The organism is Pseudomonas sp. PI1 (assembly GCF_000812405.1).
In the GTDB taxonomy this organism is placed as follows: Bacteria; Pseudomonadota; Gammaproteobacteria; order Pseudomonadales; family Pseudomonadaceae; genus Pseudomonas; species Pseudomonas citronellolis.
The window spans coordinates 1-25990 of sequence record NZ_JWMC01000013.1 but is presented as its reverse complement, the minus strand read 5'-3'; the positions used below and the strand labels follow the sequence as shown (position 1 = coordinate 25990).

Below are 25990 nucleotides of genomic sequence, written 5' to 3'. Positions count from 1 at the left end.
GCCGTTAACCGCTGGTGACCCGATGTACCTCGTCCAGCGAGGTCAGGCCCAGCCAGGCCTTGATGAAGCCGTCTTCGCGCATGCTGCGGAAACCCTGGCTGGCCGCCAGCCGGCGCATCTGTTCGACGGGCGCCTGTTGCAGGATGAGCGCCTGCAGTTCGGGGCCGACGTCCACCATCTCGTAGATTCCCAGCCGCCCGTGATAGCCCGTGCCCTGGCACTGCTCGCAGCCCTTCGCGCGGAGCCAGTTCGGTGCCTGCCCGGGGTAGAGGCGCTGGATCGCCGCGTCCAGCGTGGCCTTGTCCTCTGCCGCCAGGCCGGGCTCGCAGGGCTCCGCGCAATGCCGGCACAGAGTGCGCACCAGGCGCTGGGCCTGGACGCCGCGTACCGGCGAGGCGACCAGGAACGGCTCGATGCCCATGTCGATCAGGCGGGTGAAAGCGCTGAGCGAATCGTTGGTGTGCAGCGTGGAGAACACCAGGTGGCCGGTGAGGGACGACTGCACGGCGATCTCCGCCGTCTCCAGGTCGCGTATCTCGCCGATCATGATCACGTCCGGGTCCTGGCGCAGGATCGAGCGCAGGGCGGCGGCGAAGGTCAGGCCGATGTCGGCGTGGGCCTGGACCTGGGTGATGTTCGGCACCTGGTACTCGACCGGGTCCTCCACCGTGATGATCTTGCGGATGCCGTCGTTGATGGCCTCGAGCGTGCCGTAGAGGGTCGTCGACTTGCCGGAGCCGGTCGGGCCGGTGACCAGCACGATGCCGTGGGGCTCGGCGATCCAGGCGCGCATCAGGTCCAGATGGTCCGCCAGCATTCCCAGGCGGTCCAGGCGCAGACCTTCGCGGGCCTTGGGCAGCAGGCGCATCACCACCGACTCGCCATGCACCCCGGGCAGCGTGGAAACGCGGACGTCCATATCCTGCCCGCCCACTCTGGTGCTCATCCGCCCGTCCTGGGGCAGGCGCCGTTCGGCGATGTCGATGGCGGAGATCAGCTTGATCCGCGAGACCACCGCGGCGAAGCGCTCCCGCGGCAGGCTAAGCTGCGATTGCAGGACGCCATCGATGCGGAAGCGGATATGGAAATTGAATTCGCGCGGCTCGATGTGGATGTCCGAGGCGCGTTTCTCCACCGCCTGGCTCATGACGTTGTTGACCAGTTCGACGATGGGCGCCTCCTCCGCCATTTCCCGCAGCTGGCGGATGTCGTCGGAGGCGAAGCGCAGCCCCTCGCGGCTCTCCTGCTGCAGGCGCTCCTTGAGCAGTTCCAGCCAGGCGTCGAGATCCTGGGAGCGGCACAGCACCGTGCGCAATGGCTGCCCGGGATGGAAATAGCGCAGGACTTCCAGGACGAAGGACGCCATCGGGTCACGGGAAGCGACCAGCAGGCCGCCCTGGGCATCGTTCCAGACGACCACCTGTTCGGCGACGAACCATTCCACACCGATGGAGGTCGCTTCGAGGAAAGCCAGCAACTCGGCGTTGCCGGGGGCCTCCAGGTCCACGCCCACCAAAGGCAGGCGCAGTTGTTCGGCGAGCACTTCCAGCAGGGCCGCCTCCGAAACACCGCCCGAGCGCAGCAATAGCGCCCCAAGGCGCCCGCCGATCCTGGCCTGCAGTTCCAGCGCGCGCTCCAACTCCTGGGCGTTGCACAGGCCGCGCTCGATGAGCATCTGCCCCAGCGGGCGGGCATCGGCAACGACCGCCGGCACGGTGTCGGCGAGCGGTTCAGAGGACATCGGCGAAACCGTCCTTCATACGCCGGAACCACAGCCAGCCCAGCACCGCCAACAGACAGGCGATGGCGGCATAAGCCAACTGGACGCCCATCGGCGGCATCGGCATGCCGAACAGGCAGGCCCTCACCGCTTCCACCGGAACGCTCAGCGGATTGAGCAACAGGTAGGGGCGCAAGGCTTCCGGCAAGGCGCTCACGGGGTAGAACACCGGGCTGAGGAACAGCAGCAATACGAGAAGAAACTGGATGAACTGGCTGGTATCGCGGAAATAGGCGCCGAACACGGCGATGATCCAGCTGAGGCCGCACACGCACAGCACGAAGGGCAGCAGGACCAACGGCAGGTAGAGGATGCTCCAGCCCAGCGGTTGCCCGAGCCAGGGCATCAGCAGGAGCAGTACGAGAAAGCCGATGACGGCGTTCGACAGGGCGGAGAGTGCCAGCGAAAGCGGCAGGAGTTCTAGCGGGAAGACCAGCTTCTTCACCTGGTTGCGGTGATTGTGCATCACCGTGACCGCGCGGGACAGGCTGTCCGCCAGCATGCCGTGGAGCAGCAGCCCGGCGAAGAGCGTCAAGGCGAAGGAGGCCGTGCTCTGCTCCGCCCCCCAGCGCGACTTGAGCACCTGGCCGAAAACGAAGGTGTAGACCGCCAGCAGCAGGAAGGGCGACAGCAGCAGCCACAGCCGCCCGAACAGGGCACCCTGGTAGCGTGCGAGGATTTCCCGCCGGGTCAGTGCGAGCAACAACTGGACCCACGCGCCCTGCGAGGAATGCAGTGCGGCGGGGACGGGACTGTCGGACAAGGGGCCTCCACGCTATTCACGGCCCGCTCGGGTCGAGCGGGCGCTATTGAACAGCGCGGAAGTTTGGCAGCCCGGGCAAGACGTCTCTAGAAGAAACGTCCTCAGCATCAAGAGGAATCATCCTCAGAAATATCTTCAAGCACGCGACGCCGAAAACTGCCGCAGCTGAAGGATTCCCAGGCCTCAGTCGGTCAGACCGAGCCTCTCGACTTCACCAAGGATGCTGTCCACCACCGCCTCGATGCTCATGCTGGTGGAATCCACCACGATGGCGCCTTCGGCTGGTTTCAGCGGGGCCACGCTGCGCTGGCTGTCGCGTTCGTCGCGGGCGCGGATTTCCTCTGTGAGCGCGGCCATGTCGCAGTCCACGCCCTTGCCCTTGAGTTGCAGGTAGCGGCGGCGGGCGCGCTCTTCGGCCGAAGCGGTGAGGAAGATCTTCAGCGGCGCGCCAGGGAACACCACGGTACCCATGTCGCGACCGTCGGCCACCAGGCCCGGGGCTTCGAGGAAGGCGCGCTGGCGTTGCAGCAGGGCGTCGCGCACCGCCGGCAGCGCGGCGACCTGGGAGGCGCCGGCGCCGACCTGTTCGGTGCGGATGGTGTCGGTGACGTCTTCGCCTTCGAGGATGATGTGCTGGCCCTCGCCGCCCTTGGCGTGGGTGAACTGCACGTCCAGGTGCGCGGCCAGGACCTTGAGGGCTTCCTCGTTGGTCAGGTCGATGCCGTGGTTGCCGGCGGCGAAGGCCAGCAGGCGGTACAGCGCGCCGGAGTCCAGCAGGTTCCAGCCCAGGCGCTTGGCCAGGATGCCGGCCACGGTGCCCTTGCCGGAGCCGCTGGGGCCGTCGATGGCGACCACCGGCCAGGCCGCGGCGAAGTCGGAGGCGGCCATCAGTTGCCCTCCTCCGCCACGCGGATGCCGGCGCCCGCGGCCAGTCCGAGGAAGTTCGGGAAGGAGGTGGCGACGTTGGCGCAGTCGTGGATGCGGATCGGCGCCGAGGCGCGCAGCGAGGCCACGCTGAAGGACATGGCGATGCGGTGGTCGCCGTGGCTCCAGACTTCGCCGCCGCCGTAGGGGCCGCCGTCGATGATGATGCCGTCCGGGGTCGGCTCGCATTTCACGCCCAGGGCCAGCAGGCCGTCGGCCATGACCTGGATGCGGTCGGACTCCTTCACCCGCAGCTCTTCGGCGCCGCGCAGCACGGTACGACCTTCTGCGTTGGCGGCGGCGACGAACAGCACGGGAAACTCGTCGATGGCCAGGGGCACCAGGTCCTCGGGGATGTCGATGCCTTTCAGCCTGGCCGAGCGCACGCGCAGGTCGGCCACCGGCTCGCCGCCGACTTCACGCTGGTTCTCCAGAGTGATGTCGGCGCCCATCAGCTTGAGGATGTCGATGACGCCGGTGCGGGTCGGGTTGATGCCGACGTGTTCGAGGACGATCTCCGAACCTTCGGCGATGCTAGCCGCAACCAGGAAGAAGGCCGCGGAGGAGATGTCCGCCGGTACCTCGATGTTGGTGGCGCTGAGCTTGTGGCCGCTTTCGACCTTGGCGGTGCTGCCTTCCCCGGCCACCGGGTAGCCGAAGCCGCGCAGCATGCGCTCGGTGTGATCGCGGGTCGGCGCCGGCTCGGTCACCGAGGTTTCACCGGCGGCGTAGAGGCCGGCGAGCAGCAGGCAGGATTTCACCTGGGCGCTGGCCATGGGCATGTCGTAGTGCATGCCGGTCAGCTTCTGGCCGCCCTTGATGGTCAGTGGCGGGCGCCCTTCGGCGGCGGTCTCGATCACCGCGCCCATCTCGCGCAGCGGCTTGGCCACGCGGTTCATCGGGCGTTTGGTCAGCGAGGCGTCGCCGGTCAGGGTGCTGTCGAACGGCTGCGCCGCCAGCAGGCCGCTGAGCAGGCGCATGGAGGTGCCGGAGTTGCCCAGGTAGATGGGGCCCGGCGCCGGTTTCAGGCCGTGCAGGCCGACGCCATGGACGGTCACGCGGCCGTGGTGCGGGCCTTCGATGACCACGCCCATGTCGCGGAACGCCTGAATGGTGGCCAGGGCGTCCTCGCCCTCGAGGAAGCCTTCCACCTCGGTGGTGCCTTCGGCCAGGGAGCCGAGCATGATCGAGCGGTGGGAGATGGACTTGTCGCCCGGAACGCGTACGCGCCCGGACAGGCGGCCACCCGGCTGGGCCAGGTAAATCAGGTCGTTGTTGTGCATGGCGTCCACATAGGCCCGGCGGGCCAGGATTTTGCTGAAATGTTCACGGGCGACGCGGGCGCGGGTGAACACGCCCATCAGTTGCTGCCCGTCCCCTGCATCGACGGCCTCGCGCAGGGCGTCGAGGTCGTCGCGGAAAACGTCGAGGATGCGCAGCACCGCCTTGCGGTTGGCAAGGAAGATGTCGTGCCACATCGTCGGGTCGCTGCCGGCGATCCGCGTAAAGTCGCGGAAGCCGCCGGCGGCATAACGGAAGATTTCCAGATTTTCGCTGCGCTTGGCCAGCGAGTCGACCAGCGTGAAGGCCAGCAGGTGCGGCAGGTGGCTGGTGGCGGCGAGCACTTCGTCATGGTGCTCGACTTCCATCAGCTCGACGTCCGCGCCCAGCTCGCGCCACAGTGCCTCGACGCACTGGACCGCGTCCGCGTCGGCATTATCCAGCGGCGTGAGGATGACTTTATGACGGCGGAACAGTTTGCCGTTGGCCGCTTCCACCCCGCTCTGCTCGGAGCCGGCGATGGGATGGCCGGGAACGAAGCGCGCCGGCATCTCGCCGAAGGCGACCCGGGCCGCGCGCACCACGTTGCCCTTGGCGCTGCCGACGTCGGTGAGCACGGCGTGGCCGAGGTCGAAGGCGGCCAGTTCGGCGAGCACCTTCTCCATGGCCAGGATGGGCACGGCGAGCTGGATCACGTCGGCGTCGCGGCAGCCTTCGCGCAGGCTCTCCTCGCAACGGTCGACCACGCCCAGCTGCACCGCCAGGCGGCGCGTCTGCGGGTCGCGGTCGACGCCGACCACTTCTTCGAACAGGCCTTTCTCGCGCAGCCCCTTGGCGAAGGAGCCGCCGATCAGGCCCAGCCCCACCACCACCAGGCGGCGGAGCTTGCGTGGCGTCACCTCAGGCACGGGCGAGCACCTTGGCCAAGGCTTCGAGGAAACGTGCGTTCTCTTCCGGCAGGCCGATGGAGATGCGCAGGTGCTGCGGCATGCCGTAGCCGCCCACCGGACGGACGATCACGCCTTCCGCCAGCAGGGCCTGGTAGACCGGGCCGGCGTCGCGCTGCAGGTCGACGGCGAGGAAATTGCCCTTCGACGGGATCCAGGCCAGGCCCAGGGCGCGCAGGCCGTCCTGCAGCTGCTGCATGCCGGCGTCGTTGATGCGCTTGCCCTCGGCCAGGTACTCGGCGTCGTCCAGCGCGGCGCAGGCGGCGGCCAGGGCCAGGCTATTGACGTTGAACGGCTGGCGCACGCGGTTGAGCACGTCGGCGATCTGCGCCGAGGAGATGGCGTAGCCGACGCGCAGCGAAGCCAGGCCGTAGGCCTTGGAGAAGGTGCGCGAGACCAGCAGGTTCGGGTAGCGGGCCAGGTACGTCAGGCCGTCGGGCAGCTCGTCGCCCTCGGCGTACTCGATGTAGGCCTCGTCCAGCACCACCAGGACGTTTTCCGGTACGCGGGAGAGGAACTGCTCCAGCGCATCCGGGCCGAACCAGGTGCCGGTGGGGTTGTTCGGGTTGGCGATGAAGACCACGCGGGTGTTGGCGTCGATGGCCGCCAGCATGGCTTCCAGGTCATGCCCCCAGTCTTTCGCCGGCACCGCCCTGCCCTCGGCGCCGACGGCCTGGGTGGAGATCGGGTAGACGGCGAAGGCGTACTGGCTGAACACGGCGTTCAGGCCCGGCGCCAGGTAGGCGCGGGCGACCAGGTCGAGGATGTCGTTGGAGCCGTTGCCGAGGGTCACCTGGGCAGTGGTCACGCCGCAGCGGGCGGCCAGCTTGCTCTTGAGCTCGAAGCCGTTGCCGTCGGGATAGCGGGTCATTTCCGCCAGTTCGCCGCGGATCGCTTCCAGCACCTTGGCGCTGGGGCCCAGCGGGTTCTCGTTGCTGGCCAGCTTGACGATCTTCGCCGGGTCCAGGTTCAGTTCGCGGGCCAGTTCGTCCACCGGCTTGCCCGGCACGTAGGGCGAGAGTTTCTGTACGCCCGGCTGGGCCAGGGCGAGGAAGTCGCAAGACATTTTTTCAGCTCCGCTGGAGCCGAAAGCCGAAAGCTGGAGGCTTGAAGCTGGAAGCGACCGCGCGACTCCAACTTCCAGCTTCGGGCTTCCGGCTTCCAGCCGCTTGTTAGAGTACCGCCTTGGGATAGGAGCCCAGCACCTTCAGCGCCACGGCTTCGCCGTTGATCTTCTCCAGCACGTCCTTGATCAGCGGGTCCTTGTGGTGGCCGACGAAGTCGATGAAGAACACGTAGGTCCACTTGCCGCTGCGCGACGGGCGGGTCTCGATGCGCGTCAGGTCGATGCCGTTGGTGTGGAACGGCACCAGCAGTTCGTGCAGCGCGCCGGGCTTGTTGCGCATGGAGACGATGATCGAGGTCTTGTCGTCGCCGGTCGGCGGCACTTCCTGGCTGCCGATGATGAGGAAGCGCGTGGAGTTGTCCGGGCGGTCCTCGATCTTCTCGTGCAGCTTGTCCAGGCCGTACAGGCTGGCCGCCATGTCGCCGGCGATGGCCGCGCTGTTCCACTCGCTCTTCACCCGCTTGGCGGCGTCGGCGTTGCTCGGCACCGCCACGCGCTCGACGTTCGGGTAGTGCGCGTCCAGCCACTTGCGGCACTGGGCCAGGGACTGGGCGTGGGAATAGATGCGGGTGATGCTGTCGGTCTTGGTGTTCTCGCCCACCAGCAGGTGGTGGTGGATGCGCAGCTCGACCTCGCCGCAGATCACCATGTCGTGTTCGAGGAAGCTGTCCAGGGTGTGATTCACCGCGCCTTCGGTGGAGTTCTCCACCGGCACCACGCCGAAGTTCACCGCGCCGGCGGCCACTTCGCGGAACACTTCGTCGATGGCCGCCATCGGCGTGCTGATCACCGCATGGCCGAAGTGCTTGAGCGCCGCAGCCTGGGTGAAGGTGCCCTCGGGGCCGAGGTAGGCGACCTTGAGCGGCTGCTCCAGGGCAAGGCAGGAGGACATGATCTCGCGGAACAGCCGCGCCACTTCCTCGTTGCCCAGCGGGCCCTTGTTCAGCTCCATGATGTGCTTGAGTACCCAGGCCTCGCGCTCGGGCCGGTAGAACACCGGCTTCTCGCCCTCGGCCAGGGACTGCATCTTCACCCGCGCCACGTCGGTGGCGCAGCGGGCGCGTTCGCTGATCAGCTCGAGGATCTTCTCGTCGAGGCTGTCGATGCGTACGCGCAAAGCCTTGAGCTGGTCAGCGTCGCTCATCAGCCGTGCTCCTTCTCGAACTCGGCCATGTAGGCCACCAGGGCCTCGATGGCGTCCAGGCCCAGGGCGTTGTAGATGGAGGCGCGCATGCCGCCCACCGAACGGTGGCCCTTGAGGTTGAGCAGGCCACGGGCGTCGGCGCCGGCGAGGAAGGCCTTGTCGAGCTTCTCGTCGGCCAGGCGGAAGGGCACGTTCATCCAGGAACGGGCGCTGGGCTGGATCGGGTTGGTGTAGAAGTCGCTGGCGTCGATGAAGGAGTACAGCAGGTCCTTCTTCGCGCGGTTGCGCTGCTCCATGGACTCGACGCCGCCCTGCTCCTTCAGCCACTGGAAGACCAGGCCGGAGAGGTACCAGGAATAGGTGGCCGGGGTGTTGTACATGGAGCCGTTGTCGGCGGCGACCTTGTAGTTGAGCATGGTCGGGCAGATGCTGCGGGCGCGGCCGAGCAGGTCTTCACGGACGATGACCACTACCAGGCCGGAAGGGCCGATGTTCTTCTGCGCGCCGGCGTAGATCAGGCCGAACTTCGACACGTCGACCGGGCGCGAGAGGATGTCCGAGGACATGTCCACCACCAGCGGCACGTCGCCGACCTGCGGAATCCAGTCGAACTCCAGGCCGCCGATGGTCTCGTTGGACGCGTAGTGCAGGTAGGCTGCGTTCGGCGTCAGGTTCCACTCGTTCTGCCCGGGAATGGCGAAGTAGTCGTACTTGGATGCGCTGGCGACCACGTTGACGTTGCCGAAGCGGCGCGCTTCCTCGATGGCCTTCTTCGACCAGATGCCGGTTTCCACGTAGTCGGCCACGCCGTCTTCGGGCAGCAGGTTCAGCGGAATCTCGGCGAACTGCTGGCTGGCGCCGCCCTGGAGGAACAGCACCTTATAGTTCGACGGCACGCCCATCAGGTCGCGCAGGTCCTGCTCGGCCTTCTCGGCGATGGCCACGTAGTCGTCGCTGCGATGGCTCATCTCCATGACCGACAGGCCCTTGCCCTGCCAGTCGAGCAGCTCTTCGCGGGCGCGCTCCAGCACCTCGGTGGGAAGCGCAGCTGGACCTGCGCAGAAGTTATAGGCTCGCTTGCTCACATCCACTCTCGCTAATCAGTCTTCGCTGGCCTGCGGCGCTTCCTCGGCCGCGGCTTCGCCTGCTTCTTGATTCTCGTCGAACGCTTCGTCGTCCACGACCTCGCCCTCGACCACGGTCGGCTCCTGCACCCGCTCCAGGCCCACCAGGGTCTCGTCGGCGGCCAGCTTGATGAGGATCACGCCCTGGGTGTTGCGGCCTGCGCCGCGGACTTCGTCGACGCGGGTGCGGACCAGGGTGCCCTGGTCGGAAATCAGCATGATCTCCTCGCCGTCCAGCACCTGCACGGCGCCCACCAACTTGCCGTTGCGCTCGTTGATGACCATGGCGATCACGCCCTGGCCGCCACGGCCGCGACGCGGGTAGTCGGCCAGCGGGGTGCGCTTGCCGTAACCGCGCTCGGAGGCGGTGAGGATCTGCGCCTCGCGGCATTCGGGGATCAGCATGGAGATGATGCGCTGGTCTTCGGCCAGGCGCATGCCGCGCACGCCACGGGCGTTACGGCCCATGATGCGCACCTTGCTTTCCTTGAAGCGGATCACCTTGCCGGCGTCGGAGAACATCATCACGTCCTTCGAGCCGTCGGTGATGGCGGCGGCGATCAGCGAGTCGCCCTCCTCCAGTTTCAGCGCGATCAGGCCGTTGGAACGCGGCTTGGTGAACTGGATCAGCGGGGTCTTCTTCACGGTGCCCTTCATGGTGGCCATGAAGATGTACGCGCCGGTCGGCTCGTCCTGGCTGAAGTCGGCGTCGTCGCCCTCTTCGGCCTCTTCGGCTTCCACCACTTCGGCGACCTGCTCGGCGACCACGTCGTCGTCATCGCCTTCCTCGCCGGCGAACTGGGCGCGCACGGCTTCCAGGTCGATCTGCAGCATGGCGGTGATGCGTTCGCCTTCGTCCAGCGGCAGCAGGTTGACCAGCGGACGGCCGCGCGCGGTGCGCGAGGCTTCCGGGATCTCGAAGGTGCGCAGCCAGTAGACCTTGCCCTTGCTGGAGAACAGCAGCAGGGTGGCGTGGCTGTTGGCCACCAGCAGGTGCTCGATGTAGTCCTCGTCCTTCACCCCGCTCGCCGACTTGCCCTTGCCGCCGCGGCGCTGGGCCTCATAGGCGGCCAGCGGCTGCGACTTGGCGTAGCCGCCGTGGGAGATGGTCACCACGCGCTCTTCCTCGGTGATGAGGTCGGCGATGGTCAGGTCCACCTGGGAGGCGACGATCTCGGTGCGGCGGGCATCGCCGAACTCGGCCTTGACCTTCTCCAGCTCCTCGCGGATGACTTCCATCAGGCGCTGCGGGTTGGTCAGGATGCGGATCAGCTCGCCGATCAGGGCGAGGATTTCCTGATATTCGGACAGGAGCTTCTCGTGCTCCAGGCCGGTCAGGCGGTGCAGGCGCAGTTCCAGGATGGCCTGGGCCTGTTCCGGCGACAGGTAGTACTTGCCCTCGCGCAGGCCGTACTGCGGGTCCAGGTCTTCCGGACGGCAGGCATCGGCGCCGGCGCGCTCGACCATGGCTTCCACCGCGCTGGATTCCCAGGGGGTGGCGATCAGGCGTTCCTTGGCCTCGGCCGGGGTCGGCGAGGTCTTGATCAGCTCGATCACCGGGTCGATGTTCGACAGGGCGACCGCCTGGCCTTCGAGGATGTGGCCGCGCTCGCGGGCCTTGCGCAGCTCGTAGACGGTCCGCCGGGTCACCACTTCGCGGCGGTGGCGGATGAAGACTTCGAGCATGTCCTTGAGGTTCAGCGTGCGCGGCTGGCCGTCGACCAGGGCCACCACGTTGATGCCGAACACGCTCTGCAGCTGGGTCTGGGCGTAGAGGTTGTTCAGCACCACCTCGCCGACTTCGCCGCGGCGCAGCTCGATGACCACGCGCATGCCGTCCTTGTCGGACTCGTCGCGCAGTTCGGTGATGCCTTCGATCTTCTTCTCTTTCACCAGCTCGGCGATCTTCTCGATCAGCCGCGCCTTGTTCAACTGGTAGGGCAGCTCGGTGATGATGATCTGCTGGCGGTTGCCGCCCTTCTCCATGTCCTCGATATCGGCGCGGGCGCGGATGTAGATGCGCCCGCGGCCGGTACGATAGGCCTCGATGATGCCGGCGCGGCCGTTGATGATGCCGGCGGTCGGGAAGTCGGGACCGGGGATGTACTGCATCAGCTCGTCGACGGACAGCTCGGGGTTGTCCATCAGCGCCAGGCAGCCGTCGATCACCTCGCCCAGGTTGTGCGGCGGGATGTTGGTGGCCATGCCCACGGCGATGCCGCTGGAGCCGTTGACCAGCAGGTTGGGGATCTTGGTCGGCATGACCGCCGGGATCTGCTCGGTGCCGTCGTAGTTGGGCACCCAGTCGACGGTTTCCTTGTCCAGGTCCGCCAGCAGCTCGTGGGCCAGCTTGGCCATGCGCACTTCGGTGTAGCGCATGGCCGCGGCGTTGTCGCCGTCCACCGAACCGAAGTTGCCCTGGCCGTCCACCAGCATGTAGCGCAGCGAGAACGGCTGGGCCATGCGCACGATGGTGTCGTACACCGCGGTGTCGCCGTGCGGGTGGTATTTACCGATCACGTCGCCGACCACACGGGCGGATTTCTTGTAGGGCTTGTTCCAGTCGTTGCCCAGTTCGCTCATGGCGTACAGGACGCGGCGGTGCACGGGCTTGAGGCCATCGCGTGCATCGGGCAGGGCACGACCGACGATCACGCTCATGGCGTAATCGAGGTAGGACTGTCGGAGTTCGTCTTCGATGTTGACCGGGAGGATTTCTTTGGCCAGTTCGCCCATGAGAAGCCTGGTTCCTTTTGCAGATGGAACTCCGCCTCGCCCGTCCCGAGCCCGGCGGAGTGCGACAGCGCCATCAGAACGCCATCGACTCACAACAAATCAACGACTTAGGTCAATGATCCGCGCAATCGACGGGGCCAGAAAAAGGCCCCACTGAGAACCGTCGGAGCTTACCACAAGCCAGGGGGAACACCTATCCCCGCCGGGCGCCCTCAATGCAGGCGCTTGCGGCTCATCAACTGGGCCATGCGCTCGGTGTCCGGACGCTCGACCACGCCGCGCTCGGTCACGATGGCATCGACCAGGTCGGCCGGGGTCACGTCGAACACCGGATTGTAGGCATCCACCTCGGCGGCTATCCGCTTGCCGCCGATTTCCAGGAGTTCGCGGCCGTTGCGCTCTTCGATGGGGATGTCCTCGCCGCTTTCCAGGTTCATGTCGATGGTCGAGCTGGGCGCCACCACCATGAAGCGCACGCCGTGGTGCATGGCGTTGATCGCCAGCTGGTAGGTGCCGATCTTGTTCGCCACGTCGCCATTGGCGGTGATGCGGTCGGCGCCGACGATGACCCAGGTGATGCTCTGGGTCTTCATCAGGTGCGCCGCCGCGGCGTCGACGTTGAGCGTCACCGGCACGCCCTCGTTGGCCAGTTCCCAGGCGGTCAGGCGCGCGCCCTGCAGCCAGGGGCGGGTCTCGTCGGCGTAGATGCGCTCGACCAGGCCCTCCAGGTGCGCCGCTCGGATCACCCCCAGGGCGGTGCCGAAGCCGCCGGTGGCCAGGGCGCCGGTATTGCAGTGGGTGAGGATCTTCTGCGGGCCGGAGTGCTGCTTGCGGATCAGCTCGACGCCGAGCTGGGCCATGGTCAGGTTGGCCTCGCGGTCGCTCTCGTGGATGGCGATGGCCTCGGCTTCCAGCACCTGCAGCGGGTCGTCGCCCGGCTTCAGGCGTTCGAGGCGCTCGCGCATGCGGTTCAGCGCCCAGAACAGGTTGACCGCCGTGGGCCGCGATTCGGCCAGCACGCGGAAGTCGTCCTCCAGGGCCTCGCGCCAGGCGCCGCCGTTGTTCAGGCGGGCCTGCAGGCCCAGCACCAGGCCGTAGGCCGCGGCGATGCCGATGGCCGGGGCGCCGCGCACCACCATCTGGCGGATGGCCTCGGCGACGCCGGCGGCGCTGTCGTAGCTCAGCCAGGTTTCCTCCAGCGGCAGCAGGCGCTGGTCGAGCAGACGAAGGGTGCCCTTGCGCCAATCAATGGCCGTGACCCGCTCGGCCGCCAACAGTCGCTCACGCATGGAACACCTCGTTCTTCTATCAGGTCCGGGCGCGCCGGGCGGCGCGCCGATATCGAGCCCGGCCAGGGCCGGGAAAACCCGCGAGTATAACGAGCCGCAGGCCAAGGCGCTCGGGTATACTGCCGACCACCCGTTCCCGCGCCGCAGGAAGCGCCCCATGCCCGACGCCAAAGCCCCTCTCGACCTGCTTCTGCTGCCGACCTGGATAGTCCCGGTGGAACCCGCCGGCGTGGTCCTGCGCGACCATGCGCTGGGCATCCGCGACGGCCGCATCGCCCTCCTCGCCCCGCGCGCCGAGGCCCTGCGCCAGCCGGCGGCGGAAACCCGCGAGCTGCCGGGCATGCTGCTCGCCCCGGGCCTGGTCAACGCCCACGGCCACGCCGCCATGAGCCTGTTCCGCGGCCTGGCCGACGACCTGCCGCTGATGACCTGGCTGCAGGAGCACATCTGGCCGGCCGAGGCGAAGTGGGTGGACGAGGACTTCGTGCGCACCGGCAGCGAGCTGGCCATCGCCGAGCAGATCAAGGGCGGCATCAGCTGCTTCTCGGACATGTACTTCCACCCGCGGGTGACCTGCGAGGCGGTGCACGACAGCGGCATCCGCGCCCAGGTGTGCGTGCCGGTGCTGGACTTCCCCATGCCCGGCGCCCGCGACGCCGAGGAGGCGATCCGCCAGGGCGTGGCGCTGCACGACGACCTCAAGCACCACCCGCGCATCCGCGTGGCCTTCGGCCCACACGCGCCCTACACGGTCGGCGACGACAAGCTGGAGAACGTGCTGATGCTGGCCGAGGAACTCGACGCCGGCATCCAGATGCACGTCCACGAGACCGCTTTCGAGGTCCAGCAGGCCCTGGAGAAGAGCGCCGAGCGCCCGCTGGCCCGGCTGCACCGCCTGGGCCTGCTGGGGCCGCGCTTCCAGGCCGTGCACATGACCCAGGTGAGCGACGAGGACCTGGAGCTGCTGGTGGAAACCAACAGCTCGGTGATCCACTGCCCGGAATCCAACCTCAAGCTGGCCAGCGGCTTCTGCCCGGTGGAACGCCTGTGGCAGGCCGGGGTCAACGTCGCCATAGGCACCGATGGCGCGGCCAGCAACAACGACCTCGACCTGCTCGGCGAGACGCGCACCGCCGCCCTGCTGGCCAAGGCCGTGGCCGGCCAGGCCACCGCCCTGGACGCCCACCGCGCGCTGCGCATGGCCACCCTGAACGGCGCCCGCGCCCTGGGCCTGGAGCAGGAAATCGGCTCGCTGGAACTGGGCAAGTCCGCCGACCTGGTGGCCTTCGACCTTTCCGGGCTGGCCCAGCAACCGGTCTACGAGCCGGTTTCGCAACTGATCTACGCCAGCGGCCGCGACTGCGTGCGCCACCTGTGGGTCAGCGGCAAGCAGCTGCTGGACGCCGGCCGCCTGACGCGCCTGGACGAGGGCCGCCTGGCCGCCGAGGTCGGCGCCTGGGGCCGGCGCATCGCCGGCGCCTGAACACTGCCGGGCGCGGCTGCGACAATCTGTCATGCCGCGCCCATCCGCCGCGCGAAGCTGGCATCATAGTCGGCCTGCGCGCCACGATTTCCCATGATTTGCAACGAAGGTACGCCATGAGCAACGTCGACCACGCCGAGATCGCCAAATTCGAGGCACTGGCCCATCGCTGGTGGGACCGCGAGAGCGAGTTCAAGCCGCTGCACGACATCAACCCGCTGCGCGTCAACTGGATCGACGAGCGCGCCAGCCTGGCCGGCAAGAAGGTACTGGACGTCGGCTGCGGCGGCGGCATCCTCAGCGAGGCCATGGCCCAGCGCGGCGCCACCGTCATGGGCATCGACATGGGCGAGGCGCCGCTGGCGGTGGCCCAGCTGCACCAGTTGGAATCCGGGGTGCCGGTGGAATACCGGCGCATCACCGCCGAACAGCTGGCCGAGGAAATGCCCGGGCAGTTCGACGTGGTCACCTGCCTGGAGATGCTCGAGCACGTGCCCGACCCGGCCTCGGTAATCCGCGCCTGCCACAAGATGGTCAAGCCCGGCGGCCAGGTGTTCTTCTCCACCATCAACCGCAACCCCAAGGCCTACCTGTTCGCCATCGTCGGCGCCGAGTACGTCATGCGCCTGCTGCCGCGCGGCACCCACGACTTCAAGAAGTTCATCCGCCCCTCCGAGCTGGGCGCCTGGTCGCGCGATGCGGGCTTGGCGGTCAAGGACATCATCGGCCTGACCTACAACCCGCTGACCAGGCACTACAAGCTGGCCGACGACGTCGACGTCAACTACATGATCCAGACCCTGCGCGAGGAATGACGGCGATGCAGCTCAGAGCGGTTCTCTTCGACATGGACGGCACCCTGCTGGACACCGCGCCGGACTTCATCGCCGTGTGCCAGGCCATGCTCGCCGCCCACGGCCGCCCACCGATCGACGCCCAGCGCATCGCCGACGTGGTCTCCGGCGGCGCCCGCGCCATGGTCGCCGCGACCTTCGACATGGACCCGGAGGCCCCTGGCTTCGAGACGCTGCGCCAGGAATTCCTCGACCGCTACCAGGACCACTGCGCGGTCTACAGCCGCCTGTACGACGGCATGCCGGAGCTGCTGGAAAGCATCGAGCGGGCCAACCTCATCTGGGGCGTGGTGACCAACAAGCCGGTGCGCTTCGCCGAGCCGATCATGCAGCAGCTGGGCCTGGCCGAGCGCTCGGCGGTGCTGGTCTGCCCGGACCACGTGAGCAACAGCAAGCCCGACCCGGAGCCGCTGCTGCTGGCCTGCAGCCAACTGGGCATCGACCCGGCGCAGGTGCTGTTCATCGGCGACGACCTGCGCGACATCGAGTCCGGCCGCGCCGCCGGCACCAAGACCGCGGCGGTGCGCTACGGCTACATCCACCCCGAGGACAACCCCGCGCACTGGGGCGCCGACGTGATCGTCGACCACCCGCGCGACCTGCTGGCGGTGCTCGACCGCGCGCTTTGTTCCTGCTGAGCTTGAAGCTGGAAGCCTGAAGCCGGAAGCGCTCCGCCGCTCGACTTCAAGCTTCCGGCTTCAGGCTTCCAGCGCTCCCAAGGAGTTTCCATGTTCGACTATTCCGCCCGCCCCGACCTGCTCAAGGACCGGGTGATCCTGGTCACCGGCGCCGGCCGCGGCATCGGCGCCGCCGCCGCGCGGGCCTATGCCGCCCACGGCGCAACCGTGCTGCTGCTGGGCAAGAGCGAAGAAAACCTCAACCAGACCTACGACCAGATCGAGGCCGCCGGCCACCCGCAGCCGGTGGTCATCCCCTTCAACCTGGAAACCGCCCAGCCGCACCAGTACGACGAGCTGGCGGCGACCATCGAGAAGGAATGCGGCAAGCTCGACGGCCTGCTGCACAACGCCTCCATCCTCGGCCTGCGCTCGCCCATCGAGCAGATCTCCGGGGAAAACTTCATGCGCGTCATGCAGGTCAACGTCAACGCGGTGTTCATGCTGACCCACGCCATGCTGCCGCTACTCAAGCTGGCCAGCGACGCCTCGGTGATCTTCACCTCCAGCGGCGTCGGGCGTAAGGGCCGCGCCTACTGGGGCGCCTACGCGGTGTCCAAGTTCGCCACCGAGGGCCTGATGCAGGTGATGGCCGACGAGTGCGACGGCACCAACGCCGTCCGCGCCAACAGCGTCAACCCCGGCGCCACCCGCACCAGCATGCGCGCCATGGCCTACCCCGGCGAGAACCCGGCGAACAACCCGGCGCCGGACGAGATCATGCCGGTCTACCTGTACCTGATGGGCCCGGACAGCATCGGCGTCAACGGCCAGGCCTTCGACGCCCAGGCCTGACCGGCGCGGGGCGGCGCGACAGCCGCCCCGCCGGTTTTCCGACTACGCCCAGGGAAAGAGCCTACGGCTACCCCGGAAAATTCGCCATCATTTTGACATCCCACCCTCCGGGGCACTCCCAGCCTACGGAACCAAGCCCGCGCCAGACGGTCCCTTGAGCCGTCAGAACAGAACTTTTCGCGGGTTGGCACGAAAATAGCTCAGCCCTCACTGTCGCCGTTTTGCGCCAGAGGTCGCCACGCGTCATGGCCCCGCCCAAGCAGTCCAACACCATCGATTTCGATACCGCCAAGCTCCAGCGCCTGAGCCAGGTCGAGAGCGGCCGCCCGCGCGGCCGGCGCCCGGCCAGCCTGACGGACGTGCGCCGGCAACTCGCCGTGCAGTTGCAGACCAGCCTCGAGATCGAACGCGTCCTGGGCCTGTTCTTCCAGGAGATCCAGGCGCTGCTGCCGCTGGACTACCTGAGCTACCAGAACGGCAGCGCCGACCTGCGCCTGGAGTTCGGCGAAGCGGCCAGCCACGGCGCCACCTACAACCTCAACCATGCCGGGGAATACCTGGGCGAGCTGGCCTTCCGCCGCCGCCGCCCCTTCGACGAGACCGAGCTGGGCCAGCTGGAAAGCCTGATCGCCAGCCTGCTCTACCCGCTGCGCAACGCCCTGCTCTACCGCGCGGCCATCCAGGCCGCCCTGCGCGACGCGCTGACCGGCACCGGCAACCGCATCGCCATGGACCAGGCCCTGGGCCGCGAGGTCGAGCTGGCGCGGCGCAGCCTGCAGCCGCTGTCGGTGCTGATGCTCGACCTGGACCACTTCAAGCGCATCAACGACCAGTATGGCCACAGCCACGGCGACGAAGCCCTGCGCTGCGTGGCCAGGGCGATCAAGGCGAGCCTGCGCAACGTCGACATGGTCTTCCGCTTCGGCGGCGAGGAGTTCCTCGTGCTGCTGTCCAACACGCCCAGCAGCAGCGCCGCCCAGGTCGGCGAAAGGCTGCGGCATGCCATCCAGGAGCTGGACTTTGCCGTCGATGGCAAGCCGGTGCCACTGTCCGTCAGCCTCGGCTGCGCCACCCTGATCGCCGGCGAGCGCGTCGACGACCTGCTGCACCGGGCCGACGCCGCGCTCTACGCGGCCAAGCGCGACGGCCGCAACCGCCTGGCCTGCGCTGGCTGAGCGGACTTTCCGGAAGACGAAAAAAAGGGCTCCGCGGAGCCCTTTTTTCATGCCTGACGCTTAGCGCTTGAAGCCCGGGCGCATGCCGTCGCCGGCCGGCTGCGGGCGGCGCTTGTTCAACGGCTTGCGCGCCACCGGCTTGGACGGGCGCTCGTCACGCTCGGCGCTCGGCTTGGCCGGACGCGAACGCAGCGCTTCGCCGGCCGGGGCCTTGCCACGGCCTTCCGGACGCGGCGCGCGGGCCGGACGCTCGGAATCCTGACGCGGGCCACGGGCCGGGCGGTCGGAGTCCTTGCGCGGGCCGCGGGCCGGACGGTCGGCATCCTGGCGCGGACCACGGGCCGGACGCTCGGAATCCTGGCGCGGACCGCGAGCCGGACGATCGGAATCCTGGCGCGGACCACGAGCCGGACGATCCGAGTCCTGACGCGGACCACGAACCGGACGGTCGGCATCCTGGCGCGGACCACGAACCGGACGGTCGGCATCCTGACGCGGAGCGCGAGCCGGACGGTCGGAGTCCTGACGCGGCCCTCGGGCGGGACGCTCGCCGGCCACCGGACGCGGACCACGGGCCGGGCGCTCGCCGCCGAAGGATTCCTTGCGCTGGCGGTTGCCGCGACCGGCATCCGGGCGCTCGCTGCGCGCCAGCGGCTTGGCCAGCTTGCGCTGCTGGCGTTCGAGCTTGTCCTTGGCCTTGGTGGTCATCTCCGGCAGTTTCACCGGCTTCAGGCCGACCTCCTCGCTGAGGATGTCCAGCTCGCGCTGGTCCATCTCGCGGTAGCGGCCCATGGTCAGCTCGGAGGTGAGGAACACCGGGCCGAAGCGCACGCGCTTCAGGCGGCTCACCACCACGCCCTGGGATTCCCACAGACGGCGCACTTCGCGGTTGCGGCCTTCCATCACCACCACGTGGTACCAGTGGTTGAAGCCTTCGCCGCCGGGCGCCTGCTGGATGTCGCTGAACTTGGCCGGGCCGTCTTCGAGCATCACGCCGGCTTTCAGGCGCTCGATCATCTCTTCGTCGACTTCGCCGCGCACGCGCACGGCGTACTCGCGGTCCATCTCGTAGGACGGGTGCATCAGGCGGTTGGCCAGCTCGCCGTCGGTGGTGAACAGCAGCAGGCCGGTGGTGTTGATGTCCAGGCGGCCGACGTTGATCCAGCGGCCGCTGCGCAGGCGCGGCAGGCGGTCGAACACGGTCGGGCGGCCTTCCGGGTCGTCGCGGGTGCAGACCTCGCCCTCGGGCTTGTTGTAGATCAGCACGCGGCGCACGTGCTCTTCGGCCTGCTCGCGGCGGATCAGGTGCTCGTCGACGGCGATGGCGTCGTGGCCTTCCACGCGCTGGCCGAGGCTGGCGACCACGCCGTTGACCTTGACCCGGCCTTCCTCGATCCAGGCCTCGACGTCACGGCGCGAGCCGACGCCCAGACGGGCCAGGACCTTCTGCAGCTTCTCGCCGGCGGGGGAAATTTCGGTGGTTTCGTGCGTGTCGTTCATCTGGGCACCTCCCGGTGTGTCATGCAACGAAGAAAAAGGTCGCGCATCATACGCGCTTGGGCGCGGCAAAGCACCGTCCGTGATCGGGAAAGCCTAGCCGCTTTTGCCATTCGCGCCGCTTTCAGGGGGAAACCGAGTTGAGCGACGAAGCCGCCTTCACCGGCGCCAAGCTGGCGCTGTTCCACGACGGCCACCTGGTGGTCTACCTGCGCGACGAGAAACCCGGCATCCCCTTCCCCGGCTGCTGGGACTTCCCCGGTGGCGGCCGCGAAGGCCAGGAAACCCCGGCCGAATGCGCGTTGCGCGAGTTGGAGGAGGAGTTCGCCATCCGCCTGGGCCAGGAGCGCATCGAATGGCAGCGCCGCTACCGAGCCACCCACGGCCCGGCGCCCTGGGCCTGGTTCCTGGTGGCGCGGCTGCGGGCGGCGGAGTTCGCGGCGATCCGCTTCGGCGACGAGGGGCAGTATTGGCGGTTGATGGCGGTGGAGGAGTACCTCGGGCTGGATGAGGGGGAGGCGGTGCCCTATCTGCAGGTGCGGTTGCGGGATTATCTGGAAGAGGGTCTTTCGTAGGAGCGAGCTTGCTCGCGAATGGGGTTCTGTCGGTGGCTTCGTGCTTGCCCTGAAGAACGCCCTCTCCCTAACCCTCTCCCTGAAGGGAGAGGGAACCGTTGGGCAGGGTTGGGTGTTCTGGAGTCAGCCGGCAACACCGAAGGTTACCGGCTGAAGCCATTTCTTGTCTCGGCACGGGCAAGCCCCCTCTCCCTTCAGGGAGAGGGCTGGGGAGAGGGGGCTCTTAAACCCGGCACCTACGCCACCGGAAACTCCGTTCGCGAGCAAGCTCGCTCCTACGAAGAGCAGCCGCCCGCACGCATAAAAAAGCCCGGCACAAGGCCGGGCACGTCCGATCGTGGGACAGCTCAGTGTGATTCGAGCAGCGCCAGGGCCTCGCGCGACAGGCGCTCGACCGCGGCCCAGTCACCGCTGGCGACGGCGGCCTTGGGCAGCATCCAGGTGCCCCCCACGCACATCACGTTGTCCAGGCGGTAGTAGTCGTTCAGGTTGTCCGGCCCTACCCCGCCGGTGGGGCAGAAGCGCACTTCCGGGAAGGGGCCGGCGAAGGCCTTGAGCGCTTCCACGCCGCCGCACACCTTGGCCGGGAACAGCTTGAAGCGGCGCAGGCCGTGGCGATAGGCGGCCATGATCTCGGAGGCGGTGGCCACGCCGGGCAGCAGCGGCACCGGGCGGCTCACCGCGTGCTGCAGCAGTTCCTCGGTGCAGCCGGGGGTGACGATGAACTGCGCGCCGGCCTCTTCCGCCTGGCGGAAGGTTTGCGGGTCCAGCACGGTGCCGGCGCCCACGCACAATTCCGGGCGCTGCTCGGCCAGGGTGCGGATGGCGGTCAGGCCCAGCGGGGTGCGCAGGGTCACTTCCAGCACGGTAATGCCGCCGGCGGCCAGAGCGTCGGCCATGGGCAGGATGTCCTGCTCGCGATCGATGGTGATCACCGGCAGGATGCGGGCGCGCTCGGCGAGGGCGTCGATGCGCTGGATGTGGGATTCGAGACTCATGTTGCGGTAACTCCGTGCCTCAGGGACACCAGTGGATCGACAGGGGAGCGCGGAGGAAGGCGCTCACCGGCATGCTTGCTTCGTCTTCGGCGGCCAGCGCGGCCCTCAGGGTGGCCAGCTTGGCCTCGCCCTGGATCGCCAGCAGTTGCACCCGCGAGGCGGCCAGCAGCGCGCGGCTGAGGGTCAGGCGCTGGTGCGGCACGCTCGGCGCCCAGGCCGGCAGGCAATGGCGCGCGCCGGCCGGGTCGAGGGCCTCGGCCAGGCCCGGGCTGGCCGGGAACAGCGAGGCGGTGTGGCCGTCGTCGCCCATGCCCAGCACCAGCACGTCGATGGGCAGGGCCAGCTCGGCGACCTGGCGGTCGGCGATGGCCGCCGCTTCCTCCAGGCTCGGCGCCGAGTGATACAGGCCGCAGAACAGCGCCTTGGCCGCCGCGCCCTTGAGCAGGTGGCGGCGCACCAGGCCGGCATTGCTGTCCGGATGGACTTCCGGCACCCAGCGCTCGTCGGCGAGGGTCACGGTCACCTTGTCCCAGTCGAGGACTTCGCCGCTCAGGGCTTCGAGGAAGGCCACCGGGCTGCGCCCGCCGGACACCGCCAGCAGCGCGCGGCCGCGCTCGGCGATGGCCCCGCGCAGTTGTTCGGCCACATTGGCGGCCAGGCCGCGGGCCTGCGCCACCGGGCTTTCCCAGGCCGTCCAGCGCACGCCGGCCGGCAGTTTCAGATCAATGGTCGCCATACCAGTCCTTCCCGTCTCTCGCGATCAGCGCCACGGCCGCCTGGGGTCCCCAGGTGCCGGCGGCGTAGGGTTTGGGGGCGTCGCCCAGGCGTTCCCAGCCGGCGATCAGGTGGTCGCACCACTTCCAGGCGAACTCCACTTCGTCCTTGCGCACGAACAGGTACTGGTTGCCCTGCATCACTTCCAGCAGCAGCCGCTCGTAGGCGTCCGGCACGCGGGCAGCCTGGAAGGCCTCGGAGAAGCTCAGCTGCAGCGGGCCGGTGCGCAGTTGCATGCCCTTGCCCAGGCCCTGGTCCTTGGTCATCACCTGCAGGGAGATGCCCTCGTCCGGCTGCAGGCGGATGATCAGGCGGTTGCTGATCAGCGAGCGCTGCTCCGGGGCGAAGATGTAGTGCGGCGGGTTCTTGAAGTGGATGACGATCTGCGACAGCTTCTGCGGCATGCGCTTGCCGGTGCGCAGGTAGAAGGGCACGCCGGACCAGCGCCAGTTGCGGATGTCCACGCGCAGGGCGACGAAGGTCTCGGCGCCGCTCATGCGGTTGGCGTGCTCCTCTTCCAGGTAACCGGGCACCGCCTTGCCGTCGATGAAGCCGGCGGTGTACTGGCCGCGCACCACGCGGCCGGCCAGTTGCTCCGGCGGGATCGGCTCCAGGGCGCGCAGCACCTTGACCTTCTCGTCGCGGATGCTGTCGGCGGAGAGGTCGCTGGGCGGGTCCATGGCGATCAGGCAGAGCAGCTGCAGCAAGTGGTTCTGCACCATGTCGCGCAGCTGGCCGGCCTGGTCGAAGTAGCCCCAGCGGCCTTCGATGCCGACCTTCTCGGCCACGGTGATTTCCACGTGGGAGATGTGGTTCTGGTTCCACTGCGTCTCGAACAGGCTGTTGGCGAAACGCAGGGCGATGAGGTTCTGTACCGTTTCCTTGCCCAGGTAGTGGTCGATCCGATAGATGCGGTTCTCCGGAAAGAACTTCGCCACCGCCTCGTTGACCTCGCGGGACGACGCCAGGTCGTGGCCGATGGGCTTCTCCAGCACCACTCGGGTGCGTTCGGCCAGGCCGAGGGCGGCGAGGTTCTCGCAGATGCCGCCGTAGACCGCGGCCGGGGTAGCGAAATAGGCCACCAGCGGCAGGCCGGCGGGCACCGCGTCGCGCAACGCCGGGTAGGACGCGGCGTCGAGGAAGTCCATGCTCAGGTAGCTCAGGCGCTGCTGGAAGCGCGCCCAGACGGCGTCGTCCCATTCGCGCGCCGGCACGGCCAGGCGCAGGCGCTTCTCGAGGGTGGCCAGGTGGGCGGCAGGGTCGCCCTCGTCGCGGGCCAGGGCGAGGATGCGGGTGTCGCCGTGGAGCAGGCCTTCGCGGTCGAGCTGGTAGAGGGCGGGGATCAGCTTGCGCAGGGCGAGGTCGCCCAGCGCGCCGAACAGCGCCAGGGTGCAAGGCAGAACGCGGACATCAGGCATTTGTTGTTACCAAACAGATTTTGAGGAACATTTGCCGAATACACCGGGCCATTAAGGCAAAAATGTAGTAATTAAACAACATATTTTTCCCAAGACGCGGTCCTGTTGGTCGTCTGCCGACCTGACGTTAGGATAGCGCCGCTGGCCGCAGGCACGTCCCCGGCCGTCGATTGCCCCACAGGGGCCACCAAGGAGAACGGATGAAGAACCTGCTGGAGCAGATCCAGACGCGCCTGGAAGACTTGAACAAGGCCGAACGCAAGGTCGCCGAGGTGATACTGCAGAACCCGCAGCAGGCCACCCGCTTCAGCATCGCCGCGCTGGCCCAGGCCGCCAGTGTCAGCGAGCCGACGGTGAACCGCTTCTGCCGCTCCTTCGGCATGAGCGGCTACCCGGAGCTGAAGATCCAGCTGGCGCAGAGCCTGGCCAGCGGCGCGGCCTTCGTCACCCAGGCAGTGGCCGAGGACGACGGCCCCGAGGCGTACACGCGGAAAATCTTCGGCAGCACCATCGCTTCGCTGGACGCCGCCTACAAGCTGATCGACCCGCGCGCCGTGGACCGCGCCGTGGACCTGCTGATCCAGGCCCGGCAGATCCACTTCTTCGGCCTAGGCGCGTCCAGTTCGGTGGCGCTGGATGCGCAGCACAAGTTCTTCCGCTTCAACCTGGCGGTGTCGGCGCAGAGCGACGTGCTGATGCAGCGGATGATCGCCTCGGTGGCGCACACCGGCGACCTGTTCGTGGTGATCTCCTACACCGGCCGCACCCGCGAGCTGGTGGAGGTGGCGCGCCTGGCGCGGGACAACGGCGCCTCGGTGCTCGGCCTGACCGCCGCCGACTCGCCGCTGGCCAAGGTCTGCACCCTGACCCTGGACATCCCGCTGCCGGAAGACACCGACATCTACATGCCGATGACCTCGCGGATCATCCAGCTGACGGTGCTCGACGTGCTGGCCACCGGCGTGACCCTGCGCCGCGGCGTGGACTTCCAGCCGCACCTGCGCAGGATCAAGGAGAGCCTGGTGCCGACGCGCTACCAGCTGGACGAGGAAGACTGACACCCCGCCGCGGTGATTTCGCAGGCGCGGATTCATCCGCGATTTCGGCGCAGGGGATCGGCCGATCGCGGACGGAGTCCGCTCCTACATGGCAGGAGGAGCACCGTCGTAGGATGGTGTTGAGCGAAGCGATACCCATCACCATGGTTCGATGGGTATCGCAAGCTCAACCCATCCTACGAAGAGCGCCTTGGCGCAGTCGGCAAGACCGTTGTTCCTACGCTCAAGCCCCGCGCAGCGGGGGCCGTCAGACCAACCCGGCCTTCAGCCGCAGGCGCATGCGCTCGCCCTGGGCCAGGATCAGGCCGCCGGGGCGGTAGCCGGCGGCGCCGATGCACAGGAAGCGGTCGGCCTCGCCCGGCTCCACCTGTTCCACCGCGCGGCTGCCGGGGTGCCAGATGACGCTGCCGGCGGCGGCGTTCTTGTCGATGCGCAGGCGGCGCTGCCAGCCGGCGTCTTCCAGCACCAGCGCGCCGGTGTTGTACAGCACCTGCTTGACCGCGCCCCGCGGCGTCCAGGTGTTGGGCAGCGGCGCCGCCGGGCGCTGGCCGCCCTCCAGCTCCATGCCGTGGACCACGCTGCGGCGCAGCGAGCCGATGCGCCAGTAGGGTTGCAGGGCGAAGCTGAACAGGCAGTCGCTGTCGTCCTCGTGGTAGCTGGACAGTTCCATTTCCAGCTCGCGGCCCAGGCGCGCGTCCAGGCGCACGTGCCAGTCCTCGATGTCCAGCTGCCAGCTCACCTGCACCAGGCTCTCGTCGGCGTGGGCGTCGAGCAGGCGCCATTCGCGCTGGCGGGCCCAGCCGTGGGGCGGCCAGTCGGGCTCGCTGGGGTGGCTGCCGAACCACGGCCAGCACACCGGGATGCCGCCGCGGATGGGCGCCGTGCTCAGCGCCGGCCACTGGCTGGAACACCACAGCATGGAACGCTCGCCCTGGGGCCGGAAGTGCAGCAGTTGCGCGCCCTGGCGGCTGAAGACCGCCTGGCACAGGGGATGATCGATCAGCAGCAGGTCGCGGCGCTGGAAGCGCACCCAGTCGAAGGGGCGCTTGGCACGCATGGAATGGAAGAAGCGCTGCAGCGGATGCTCGAGCATTGTCCGGAGGTCCTGAATCAATCCCTTCCCGGACGCTCCCGGGGCATGACATCTATGTAGTTTTACTACACGTTGGTGAAAAAAGCGCAGATTCTACCTGAAAAGCATAGAACCCCAGTCACATGTCCGGATTTTTTCGTCCTGGGCGCACCAGCCCCACGCGAACCAGGCCGGTCACGTAGGGCGCATAACGCCTACGGCGTTATCCGCCGTCCAGCCTCGCTGCCCGGCGGCTCCCAGGTTGACCTGGGCGCTGGCCGTGGCCCCGGCGTATCGGCGGATAACCGCGAACGGTTATGCGCCCCACGAACAAAAAGCCCGCCCCGATATCGGCGGGCGGGCCAAGTACAGCAGCACCTCAGGAGCGTGTCGTTTGGCGTATCAGAAGCTGGACTGGATCTTCAGGCCGGCAACCAGAGCGTTGTCCACCTCGTAGACGCCGCCGGGATGCTTGATGTATTGCAGGTTCGGCCGCACCG

Annotated in this window: 21 protein-coding genes and 1 pseudogene; 7 read left to right on the top strand and 15 right to left on the bottom strand. The window is 68.1% G+C overall.

Going from position 1 to position 25990, the window contains the following annotated elements; all coding sequences use genetic code 11:
* Window positions 1-4: 4 nt before the first annotated feature.
* The 9 genes from RN02_RS05430 to mtnA form a co-directional block, all read right to left on the bottom strand.
* Window positions 5-1741, bottom strand: a complete 1737-nt coding sequence (locus tag RN02_RS05430; protein WP_052267649.1) for a GspE/PulE family protein — start codon at window positions 1739-1741, stop codon at window positions 5-7.
* Window positions 1731-2543 carry an ABC transporter permease gene (locus RN02_RS05425; protein ID WP_043267570.1) on the bottom strand — a complete coding sequence of 271 codons (813 nt, stop codon included), beginning with the start codon at window positions 2541-2543 and terminating at the stop codon, window positions 1731-1733. The genes RN02_RS05430 and RN02_RS05425 overlap by 11 nt, the downstream gene beginning before the upstream one ends.
* A 183-nt stretch (window positions 2544-2726) precedes the next feature.
* Window positions 2727-3431, bottom strand: coding sequence for a (d)CMP kinase (gene cmk, locus RN02_RS05420; protein ID WP_009620966.1), 705 nt, complete (start codon window positions 3429-3431; stop codon window positions 2727-2729).
* On the bottom strand, window positions 3431-5656 hold the full coding sequence (locus RN02_RS05415) for a bifunctional prephenate dehydrogenase/3-phosphoshikimate 1-carboxyvinyltransferase (protein ID WP_043313493.1): 2226 nt from the start codon (window positions 5654-5656) through the stop codon (window positions 3431-3433). The genes cmk and RN02_RS05415 overlap by 1 nt, the downstream gene beginning before the upstream one ends.
* Entirely contained in the window at window positions 5649-6761 is a 1113-nt protein-coding gene (gene hisC, locus RN02_RS05410; protein ID WP_043313492.1) for a histidinol-phosphate transaminase, read from the bottom strand. Before hisC ends, RN02_RS05415 begins: the two co-directional genes overlap by 8 nt.
* Window positions 6762-6867: 106 nt before the next feature.
* Complete coding sequence (gene pheA / locus RN02_RS05405; RefSeq protein ID WP_043267575.1) at window positions 6868-7965, bottom strand: prephenate dehydratase; 1098 nt, start codon at window positions 7963-7965, stop codon at window positions 6868-6870.
* Window positions 7965-9050: a 3-phosphoserine/phosphohydroxythreonine transaminase gene (gene serC / locus RN02_RS05400; RefSeq protein ID WP_043313490.1), complete on the bottom strand. Its 1086-nt coding sequence runs from the start codon at window positions 9048-9050 to the stop codon at window positions 7965-7967. The genes pheA and serC overlap by 1 nt, the downstream gene beginning before the upstream one ends.
* A gap of 15 nt (window positions 9051-9065) precedes the next feature.
* Complete coding sequence (gene gyrA, locus RN02_RS05395; protein WP_043313489.1) at window positions 9066-11825, bottom strand: DNA gyrase subunit A; 2760 nt, start codon at window positions 11823-11825, stop codon at window positions 9066-9068.
* A gap of 212 nt (window positions 11826-12037) precedes the next feature.
* Window positions 12038-13114: an S-methyl-5-thioribose-1-phosphate isomerase gene (mtnA, locus tag RN02_RS05390; protein WP_043313488.1), complete on the bottom strand. Its 1077-nt coding sequence runs from the start codon at window positions 13112-13114 to the stop codon at window positions 12038-12040.
* 157 nt (window positions 13115-13271) lie between these two features.
* Here mtnA and RN02_RS05385 point away from each other — a divergent pair, with 157 nt between their 5' ends.
* The 5 genes from RN02_RS05385 to RN02_RS05365 all read left to right on the top strand — a co-directional run bounded on the left by RN02_RS05385 (window position 13272) and on the right by RN02_RS05365 (window position 18098).
* A complete protein-coding gene (locus RN02_RS05385; RefSeq protein WP_043313486.1) occupies window positions 13272-14597 on the top strand; it encodes a TRZ/ATZ family hydrolase in 1326 nt (441 codons plus the stop codon).
* A gap of 116 nt (window positions 14598-14713) precedes the next feature.
* Entirely contained in the window at window positions 14714-15412 is a 699-nt protein-coding gene (ubiG, locus tag RN02_RS05380) for a bifunctional 2-polyprenyl-6-hydroxyphenol methylase/3-demethylubiquinol 3-O-methyltransferase UbiG (protein WP_043313483.1), read from the top strand.
* Window positions 15409-16089 carry an N-acetylmuramic acid 6-phosphate phosphatase MupP gene (mupP, locus tag RN02_RS05375; RefSeq protein WP_099049037.1) on the top strand — a complete coding sequence of 227 codons (681 nt, stop codon included), beginning with the start codon at window positions 15409-15411 and terminating at the stop codon, window positions 16087-16089. The genes ubiG and mupP overlap by 4 nt, the downstream gene beginning before the upstream one ends.
* A gap of 90 nt (window positions 16090-16179) precedes the next feature.
* Window positions 16180-16923 carry a YciK family oxidoreductase gene (locus RN02_RS05370; RefSeq protein WP_009620945.1) on the top strand — a complete coding sequence of 248 codons (744 nt, stop codon included), beginning with the start codon at window positions 16180-16182 and terminating at the stop codon, window positions 16921-16923.
* Window positions 16924-17168: 245 nt separating this feature from the next.
* The gene (locus RN02_RS05365) at window positions 17169-18098 is read left to right on the top strand and encodes a GGDEF domain-containing protein (RefSeq protein ID WP_009620943.1); all 930 of its coding nucleotides are present in this window, start codon (window positions 17169-17171) and stop codon (window positions 18096-18098) included.
* Window positions 18099-18407: 309 nt separating this feature from the next.
* Here RN02_RS05365 and rluB read toward each other — a convergent pair.
* Window positions 18408-19598: pseudogene (gene rluB, locus RN02_RS05360) on the bottom strand (23S rRNA pseudouridine(2605) synthase RluB); the annotation flags it as partial.
* Between the two features lie 137 nt (window positions 19599-19735).
* Between rluB and RN02_RS05355 the strand changes: the two are divergent.
* Complete coding sequence (locus tag RN02_RS05355) at window positions 19736-20170, top strand: NUDIX hydrolase (protein WP_043313478.1); 435 nt, start codon at window positions 19736-19738, stop codon at window positions 20168-20170.
* 347 nt (window positions 20171-20517) lie between these two features.
* Here RN02_RS05355 and RN02_RS05350 read toward each other — a convergent pair whose 3' ends face one another.
* From RN02_RS05350 to zwf, 3 genes are read right to left on the bottom strand one after another with little or no spacing between them, the layout of a single operon-like run.
* The gene (locus RN02_RS05350; protein ID WP_043313476.1) at window positions 20518-21168 is read right to left on the bottom strand and encodes a bifunctional 4-hydroxy-2-oxoglutarate aldolase/2-dehydro-3-deoxy-phosphogluconate aldolase; all 651 of its coding nucleotides are present in this window, start codon (window positions 21166-21168) and stop codon (window positions 20518-20520) included.
* A 19-nt stretch (window positions 21169-21187) separates the two neighbouring features.
* The gene (gene pgl / locus RN02_RS05345; protein WP_043313475.1) at window positions 21188-21904 is read right to left on the bottom strand and encodes a 6-phosphogluconolactonase; all 717 of its coding nucleotides are present in this window, start codon (window positions 21902-21904) and stop codon (window positions 21188-21190) included.
* A complete protein-coding gene (gene zwf / locus RN02_RS05340) occupies window positions 21891-23360 on the bottom strand; it encodes a glucose-6-phosphate dehydrogenase (RefSeq protein WP_043313473.1) in 1470 nt (489 codons plus the stop codon). The genes pgl and zwf overlap by 14 nt, the downstream gene beginning before the upstream one ends.
* Before the next feature lie 200 nt (window positions 23361-23560).
* Between zwf and RN02_RS05335 the strand changes: the two genes are divergently transcribed.
* Window positions 23561-24418, top strand: coding sequence for a MurR/RpiR family transcriptional regulator (locus RN02_RS05335; protein ID WP_009620931.1), 858 nt, complete (start codon window positions 23561-23563; stop codon window positions 24416-24418).
* Between the two features lie 247 nt (window positions 24419-24665).
* Here the strand turns inward: RN02_RS05335 and RN02_RS05330 are convergent, their stop codons facing one another.
* On the bottom strand, window positions 24666-25511 hold the full coding sequence (locus tag RN02_RS05330; protein ID WP_009620929.1) for a D-hexose-6-phosphate mutarotase: 846 nt from the start codon (window positions 25509-25511) through the stop codon (window positions 24666-24668).
* Between the two features lie 381 nt (window positions 25512-25892).
* On the bottom strand, window positions 25893-25990 hold a 98-nt coding region (locus RN02_RS33170; RefSeq protein ID WP_152623726.1), incomplete at its 5' end, for a carbohydrate porin.

Excerpts from the sequence above, each read along its gene's own strand:
- RN02_RS05430 (WP_052267649.1), bottom strand. The coding sequence starts at position 1,741 with ATGTCCTCTGAACCGCTCGCCGACACCGTGCCGGCGGTCGTTGCCGAT.
- cmk (WP_009620966.1), bottom strand. The coding sequence starts at position 3,431 with ATGGCCGCCTCCGACTTCGCCGCGGCCTGGCCGGTGGTCGCCATCGAC.
- hisC (WP_043313492.1), bottom strand. The coding sequence starts at position 6,761 with ATGTCTTGCGACTTCCTCGCCCTGGCCCAGCCGGGCGTACAGAAACTC.
- pheA (WP_043267575.1), bottom strand. The coding sequence starts at position 7,965 with ATGAGCGACGCTGACCAGCTCAAGGCTTTGCGCGTACGCATCGACAGC.
- gyrA (WP_043313489.1), bottom strand. The coding sequence starts at position 11,825 with ATGGGCGAACTGGCCAAAGAAATCCTCCCGGTCAACATCGAAGACGAA.
- mtnA (WP_043313488.1), bottom strand. The coding sequence starts at position 13,114 with ATGCGTGAGCGACTGTTGGCGGCCGAGCGGGTCACGGCCATTGATTGG.
- RN02_RS05385 (WP_043313486.1), top strand. The coding sequence starts at position 13,272 with ATGCCCGACGCCAAAGCCCCTCTCGACCTGCTTCTGCTGCCGACCTGG.
- ubiG (WP_043313483.1), top strand. The coding sequence starts at position 14,714 with ATGAGCAACGTCGACCACGCCGAGATCGCCAAATTCGAGGCACTGGCC.
- mupP (WP_099049037.1), top strand. The coding sequence starts at position 15,409 with ATGACGGCGATGCAGCTCAGAGCGGTTCTCTTCGACATGGACGGCACC.
- RN02_RS05370 (WP_009620945.1), top strand. The coding sequence starts at position 16,180 with ATGTTCGACTATTCCGCCCGCCCCGACCTGCTCAAGGACCGGGTGATC.
- RN02_RS05365 (WP_009620943.1), top strand. The coding sequence starts at position 17,169 with ATGGCCCCGCCCAAGCAGTCCAACACCATCGATTTCGATACCGCCAAG.
- RN02_RS05350 (WP_043313476.1), bottom strand. The coding sequence starts at position 21,168 with ATGAGTCTCGAATCCCACATCCAGCGCATCGACGCCCTCGCCGAGCGC.
- pgl (WP_043313475.1), bottom strand. The coding sequence starts at position 21,904 with ATGGCGACCATTGATCTGAAACTGCCGGCCGGCGTGCGCTGGACGGCC.
- zwf (WP_043313473.1), bottom strand. The coding sequence starts at position 23,360 with ATGCCTGATGTCCGCGTTCTGCCTTGCACCCTGGCGCTGTTCGGCGCG.
- RN02_RS05335 (WP_009620931.1), top strand. The coding sequence starts at position 23,561 with ATGAAGAACCTGCTGGAGCAGATCCAGACGCGCCTGGAAGACTTGAAC.
- RN02_RS05330 (WP_009620929.1), bottom strand. The coding sequence starts at position 25,511 with ATGCTCGAGCATCCGCTGCAGCGCTTCTTCCATTCCATGCGTGCCAAG.